The sequence below is a fragment of the Mesorhizobium sp. M7A.F.Ca.CA.001.08.2.1 genome (genome assembly GCF_003998455.1).
Lineage (GTDB): Bacteria > Pseudomonadota > Alphaproteobacteria > Rhizobiales > Rhizobiaceae > Mesorhizobium > Mesorhizobium ciceri.
Genome location: NZ_RZPW01000457.1, coordinates 1 through 5161, shown reverse-complemented (window position 1 = coordinate 5161; position 5161 = coordinate 1). Strand labels below are relative to the sequence as shown.

Below are 5161 nucleotides of genomic sequence, written 5' to 3'. Positions count from 1 at the left end.
GGTGAGCCTTGAGCGCCAGTGTTTGTATTTTTTGGTAAATATTCGGTGAAACTTTTGCGGGGCATTCGTGCTTTGATCCCCCGGCGACATATTTTGAATCATAGTCGTAGAAGGAATGGCCGGTCGGGATGATCTCGCAGACCCCCAGCGCCACATCGCCCATCACCGCGCAGGTCAGCTCCCTGCCGTGAATGTAGCGCTCGACCATGACGGTATCGCCATATTTCCATTCCGACGAGCCAAGAACCTGCGGCGGATGCGACTGGCCTTCATGCACGATGACGACGCCGAAGCTTGAACCCTCATTGACCGGCTTGACCACATAGGGCGGCTTCATCGGATGCTTGTTCTGGATGGCGAAGCGGCTGGCGACCTTCGATTCGGCGACCACGATGCCGACCGCCTTGGCAACCCGTTTGGCCTGCTCCTTGTTCATGGCCAGAGCCGAGGCGAGCACGCCGGAATGGGTGTAGGGAATGCCGAGATATTCGAGGATGCCCTGGATGGTACCGTCCTCGCCGAAGGGGCCGTGCAGCGCATTGAAGGCGACATCGGGCTTGAGCTCGGCAAGCACGGAGCCGACATCGCGCCCGACATCGACGCGGGTGACCTGGTAACCTTCCTTCTCAAGCTCATCGGCGCAAGCCTTTCCGGAGGACAGGGACACGGGCCGCTCGGACGAAAAACCACCCAGCAGGACGGCCACATGCTTGTTTTTCATTCCCCGGCATCCCCTCTCTCACGGCGGACCAAAACCAGATTTTCCGCAACATTGAGTCAGAGTCTCCCGGCAGGTTGCCCCCCAGACGGAAAACGCTGAAAACGCGTCGAACGACTCAAATCAGGAAACGCTTTCGAGCAGAGAATCAGAGAGTTGATTCACTGGCAAGTGCTTACGATTCCGAGAGATTCACTTTCTGAGAAAATGGATGCGAAAAGCGTGTCGTTGAGTCTTTGCGGCAACGGTCGCGGACCGTTTTTCGCCTCGTTGAAGTTCATGCATCACATGAACTTCAACACGCGCTAGGTGTGTCGAGATTCAGGTCAGGCCGAGTCGAAAACGATGGCTTTCGAGAACCGGAGCGGAGCATCACCTGAATATCAGCGCACCTTAAAGGAGCTGCCCGAGAAACTCCTGAACGGCATGCCCTGGCCGGAAATTGCCGATGCGCTTGATTTCCCATTGCAGCCGGATACCGGAATTCTCCAGCACCCGCGTGCGCACCGTCTCGCCGAGATATTCAAGGTCGTAGCCGGTCGCGGTTCCGGTGTTGATCATGAAGTTGCAATGCATCGGCGACATCTGCGCGCCGCCGATCATCAGGCCGCGGCAGCCCGCTTTGTCGATCTCCTTCCAGGCCGATGTGCCGTCGGGATTCTTGAAGGTCGAGCCGCCGGTCTTCTCGCGGATCGGCTGCACGGTCTCACGATGGTTCTGCACGGCCTCCATCGCAGCCTTGATGGTCGCCCTGTCCTCGGCAAAGCCTTCGAACACGGCGGAGGTGAAGATCAGCCCGGAAGGAGCCGCCGAATGGCGATAGGCGTATCCCATATCGGCATTGCTCAGCGTCTGCACATTGCCCTTGCGATCGAGTGCTCGCACTTCGATGACGCGCTCGCGCGTCTCGACGCCATTGGCGCCGGCATTCATTCGCAGCGCACCGCCGATTGCACCCGGAATGCCGTGGTAGAAATGAAAGCCGCCAATGCCGGCCTCGAGCGCCACCGCTGCGACGCGCTTGTCGGGGGTCGCAGCTCCCGCCTTGATCCTGATTGGCGAAATCACCTCGGCATCGCCGAAGCCCTTGGCCGAAAGCCGAATGACAAAGCCCTCGATGCCGCCATCGCGGACCAGAAGGTTGGAGCCGACGCCGACGACCGTCAGCGGTATCTCCTCGGGAACGGCTTTGAGGAACGCTGCAAGGTCTTCCTCGTCGGCCGGCTGGAACAGCACCTCTGCCAGACCCCCGGCACGGAACCAGGTGATCTTGTCCATCTCGGCGTTCGGCGTCAGGCGGCCGCGCAGGCCGGCAAGCCGGTCGCCAAGTCTGTCGATCAGGGCCTGGCCGTGCATCATGAGACGGTCCCGCCAAGCTCCTTGGGCAACGCATAGGCCCATTGGGTGATGTTGCCGGCTCCAAGGAAGACGACGAAATCGCCCGGCTTGGCCAGGTCACGGACGATGGGCGCAATCGCCGCCGGGCCCTCGATGTAGCGCGCGTCGCGATGACCGCCGGCGCGGATGCGCGACACCAGCGCGTCCGAGCTGACGCCGTCGATCGGCTCTTCGCCGGCCGCGTAGACCGGCGCCACCATTACTGTGTCGGCGTCGTTGAAGCAGGTGGAAAACTCGTTGAACAGATCATGCAGCCGGGTGAAGCGATGCGGCTGGGCAATGGCGATGACACGACCCTGGGTGGCGCTGCGCGCCGCCTTCAGCACCGCCGAGATCTCGACCGGATGGTGGCCGTAATCGTCGAATATTTCGACGCCGTCCCACGAACCGGTATGGGTGAAGCGGCGCTTGACGCCGGCGAAGGACGACAGGCCCTTCTTGATCGCCTCGGCCGACAGGCCGAGTTCGTGCGCGACCGCGATTGCTGCCGTCGCGTTGGAGACGTTGTGACGGCCGGGCATCGGCAGGCGCAGGCCTGCTATGACAGTCTGGCCGCCGGTCTTGCGGTCGCGGATCACCACGTCGAATTCCGAAATGGCACCTGACATGCGGTGATTGGTAAAGCGCACGTCGGCCTGCGCATTCTCGCCATAGGTGATGACCCGGCGGTCCTCGATGCGGCTGACCAGCGCCTGCACTTCGGGGTGATCGGTGCACATCACGCCAAAACCGTAGAACGGAACGTTCTCGACAAACTGGCGGAACGCCTCGCGCACCTTGTCGAAGCTGCCATAGTGGTCAAGATGCTCGGGGTCGATGTTGGTGACGACCGCGATCTCGGCCGGCAGTTTCAGGAAGGTGCCGTCGCTCTCGTCGGCCTCGACCACCATCCATTCGCCGTCGCCCATGCGGGCGTTGGTGCCGTAGGCATTGATGATGCCGCCATTGATCACGGTCGGATCGAGCCCGCCCGCATCGAGCAAGGTCGCCACCATCGAGGTCGTCGTCGTCTTGCCATGCGTGCCGCCGATCGCCACCGCCTGGCGAAAGCGCATCAGTTCGGCCAGCATCTCGGCCCGGCGCACGATCGGCAGCAGCTTTTCGCGCGCGGCCTTCAGCTCAGGGTTGGATTTCTTGATCGCCGTCGAGACGACCACCACCTCGGCATCGCCGAGATTCTCGGCCCTATGGCCGACGAAGCATTCAATGCCCTTGTCGCGCAGCCGCTGCACATTGGCGCTTTCGGCCTGGTCGGACCCTTGCACCTTGTAGCCGAGATTGTGCAGCACTTCGGCAATGCCGCTCATGCCGATGCCGCCAATGCCGATGAAATGCACAAGGCCGATGGTCTGCGGCATCTTCATGCTTGCGTCCCCTTCCTGAAATCCGAAACGGTTTTTTTGGACGCAATAGCCTCTGTAAGATCGGCGAGCAACCGTGCCGCGTCCGGCCTGCCGGCCGATTTCGCCCCCGCCGCCATTGCCGTCAGCCGATCGGGGTCGTCCATCAGCCCGCCGACAAGCGCTGCGATGCGTTCGGACGAGAGCGAGGATTGCGGATGCACTTCGCCGCCGCCGGCAGCGGCAAGGGCCGCCGCGTTCGCCGCCTGATCGTGATCGAGCGCATGGGGGTAAGGCACCAGCAGCGCCGGCCGGCCGATGACGGCGATCTCCGAGACGGTCGAGGCGCCGGAACGCGAGATCACCAGATGAGCGGCCGCCATGCGTGCCGCCATGTCGGTGAAGAAGGGCGAGACCTCGACGGCGACGCCAAGGGTGGCATAGGCCGCCTTGACCCGCGCCACGTCATCGGCGCGCGCTTGTTGGGTAATGACCAGCCGTTTGCGCTGGGCGTTGGAAAGCAGCGCAATGGCTCCCGGCACGGCATCGGAAAAGAATTGGGCGCCCTGGCTGCCGCCAAAAACCAGCAGGCGGAACGGTTGATGCCCGGCAGATGCCGCATAGGCAGTCTTGGCCGCTTCCAGCACCGCAGGCCGGACCGGATTGCCCGTCGTCACCGTCTTGACCCCGGCAGCACTGCTGTCCTGCGGCAGGAAGCCGCCGGCGATGGCGTCGACACGGCCGGCCAGCGCCCGGTTGGCGCGCCCCATCACCGCGTTCTGCTCATGGATCAGGGTCGGTACCTTGCGCCGTGTCGCCGCGTAGAGCGGCGGCAAGGTCGGATAGCCGCCGAAGCCGACGACGGCATCCGGCTTGATCCTGGCGATGACGGCAGAAGCCTGGCGCACGCCGCGCCAGATTTTCCAGAAGGCACCAAGCAGGGCAAAAGGGTTTTTCGAGCCCATCGTCGCCGACTGGATCGGGTGGACGGCAGCGGCCGGAAAATGGCCGGCGAAACGCTCGGCACGGTCGTCGGTTGCCAGGTGCACCGACCAGCCGCGCTCGTTCAGCTCATGCGCCAGCGCCTCGGCCGGGAAAAGATGCCCACCGGTGCCGCCTGCCGCGAGAAGGATGACGCCTCTGGCCATATCACTCCGCCGGCACGGCGCGTTGCGACAGGCCAAAGCCCATCTGCTTGCGCTTTTCCGGCCGCTTGCGTGTCAGCGCCAGCACCATCCCCATCGAGATGGCGATGGCGATCTGCGAGGAGCCGCCATAGGAGATGAACGGCAGCGTCATGCCCTTGGCCGGCACAAGCTGGAGGTTGACGCACATGTTGATGACCGCCTGCAGGCCGAAGACGGTGACGAGGCCGCCGACCGCATAGCGGGTGAAATCGTCATGCTCCTTCAGCGCCGTGTTGAGGCCGCGCAGCACGATGAAGGCGAATATCGACATGATGAAGAAGCACATGATCAGTCCGAACTCTTCGCCTGCGACCGAGAAGACGAAGTCGGCATGGCTGTCGGGAATGACCCGCTTGACTGTGCCCTCACCTGGTCCGACGCCAAACCAGCCGCCATTGATCAGCGCGTCGCGTCCCATATCGACCTGGAATGTGTCGCCTTCGCCGGTAAGAAACTTGTCGATGCGCAAGGCAACGTGCGGGAACACCGTATAGGCGGCGAAAACGCCGCCTATACGG

General features: G+C 63.0%; 5 protein-coding genes. All 5 read right to left on the bottom strand.

Features of this window, described 5'->3' with window-relative positions; all coding sequences use genetic code 11:
- Window positions 1–721 (bottom strand): D-alanine--D-alanine ligase (locus EN914_RS23620; RefSeq protein ID WP_164778872.1); only part of this gene is annotated, 721 nt, incomplete at its 3' end.
- Window positions 722–1111: 390 nt separating this feature from the next.
- The gene (gene murB / locus EN914_RS23615; RefSeq protein ID WP_024501464.1) at window positions 1112–2077 is read right to left on the bottom strand and encodes a UDP-N-acetylmuramate dehydrogenase; all 966 of its coding nucleotides are present in this window, start codon (window positions 2075–2077) and stop codon (window positions 1112–1114) included.
- Window positions 2074–3480 carry a UDP-N-acetylmuramate--L-alanine ligase gene (murC, locus tag EN914_RS23610; RefSeq protein ID WP_013530958.1) on the bottom strand — a complete coding sequence of 469 codons (1407 nt, stop codon included), beginning with the start codon at window positions 3478–3480 and terminating at the stop codon, window positions 2074–2076. The genes murB and murC overlap by 4 nt, the downstream gene beginning before the upstream one ends.
- The gene (murG, locus tag EN914_RS23605) at window positions 3477–4604 is read right to left on the bottom strand and encodes an undecaprenyldiphospho-muramoylpentapeptide beta-N-acetylglucosaminyltransferase (protein WP_024501465.1); all 1128 of its coding nucleotides are present in this window, start codon (window positions 4602–4604) and stop codon (window positions 3477–3479) included. Before murG ends, murC begins: the two co-directional genes overlap by 4 nt.
- Window position 4605: 1 nt before the next feature.
- Window positions 4606–5161, bottom strand: a 556-nt coding sequence (locus EN914_RS23600; protein WP_164778871.1) for an FtsW/RodA/SpoVE family cell cycle protein, incomplete at its 5' end; no start/stop codon positions are given.

What these genes read in the sequence shown, in the direction of transcription:
- murG (WP_024501465.1), bottom strand. Translation starts at nt 4,604, where the DNA reads ATGGCCAGAGGCGTCATCCTTCTCGCGGCAGGCGGCACCGGTGGGCAT.
- murB (WP_024501464.1), bottom strand. Translation starts at nt 2,077, where the DNA reads ATGATGCACGGCCAGGCCCTGATCGACAGACTTGGCGACCGGCTTGCC.
- murC (WP_013530958.1), bottom strand. Translation starts at nt 3,480, where the DNA reads ATGAAGATGCCGCAGACCATCGGCCTTGTGCATTTCATCGGCATTGGC.